We start from the raw sequence: 880 nt of genomic DNA, 5'->3' as shown, positions 1-880 counted from the left end.
TAGATTGATATGGATTTCGTAAACGAAGGAGCGTGGATGATTATGAGCACAAAAGAAATGCATGAAGTATACTGGCTGCGGATTGTTGCATGTGTAAGTGTTGTCCTCATTCACGCTGTGAGCAGGGTATTGTCGGATTTCTCTGTGACAGGGGATGAACGAGTCGTTTATCGAACGTTGCAAACATTATTGCTTTTTGGTACACCAATGTTTATTCTAATTTCGACGATGGTGATGACACATGCTTACAAAGAAAAGATCCCAAAAGGCTTTTTAAAGAAGAGACTTCAATACATTTTAATTCCATATATAGTAATGTCGGTTTTTTATGCTGGTGACAAGTACTATCGGTTTAACTGGACGTTCAGTGATTTTGCTCGGGAATTCGGTTACAATTTGCTCGGACAGTGGCACGGGTATTTTATATTAATTATCTTTCAGTTTTATTTGATTCATTATTTATTCGTGAGATATATTCATAAGTTTAAAGCAACCTATGTCCTTACGATTTGTTTTGCCGTGAGTGTAGGGTATTGGGCGAGTTATTATTTTCACTTTATCGACTATGTTAGTCATTCTAGTTATTTAACGCTATTCTTTTCAAGAATCTTGTTCGTTGGCTGGTTGTTTTATTATGTTGTTGCCTACTATTGTGGGAAACACTATGAGCATTTTATATATTTACTAAATAAAAGATGGCCTTTTATAGTAATAGGGGTTCTTGCTTCATGTAGTTTGCTTCAATATGTTTATCACTCTGGTTTGTTAATGCGAGTAACGTCAGCGCGTTTTGATGTGATTCCATATACGATTCTGTTATTCTTCTTATTTTTCTTGTTCGCTTCGAAACAAAAACAAACACCGGCTTGGATCAAGATGT

At 35.8% G+C, this 880-nt stretch carries 1 protein-coding gene; it reads left to right on the top strand.

Annotated features, from left to right (window positions below; all coding sequences use genetic code 11):
• Positions 1-42 precede the first annotated feature (42 nt).
• Positions 43-880, top strand: an 838-nt coding sequence (locus JCM9140_RS22125; RefSeq protein WP_162232221.1) for an acyltransferase family protein, incomplete at its 3' end; no start/stop codon positions are given.

The sequence above is a fragment of the Halalkalibacter wakoensis JCM 9140 genome, assembly GCF_000513095.1.
Classification (GTDB): Bacteria; Bacillota; Bacilli; order Bacillales; family Bacillaceae_D; genus Halalkalibacter; species Halalkalibacter wakoensis.
Note: the sequence above shows the minus strand (reverse complement) of the source record. Positions and strands in the feature narration are given on the sequence as shown.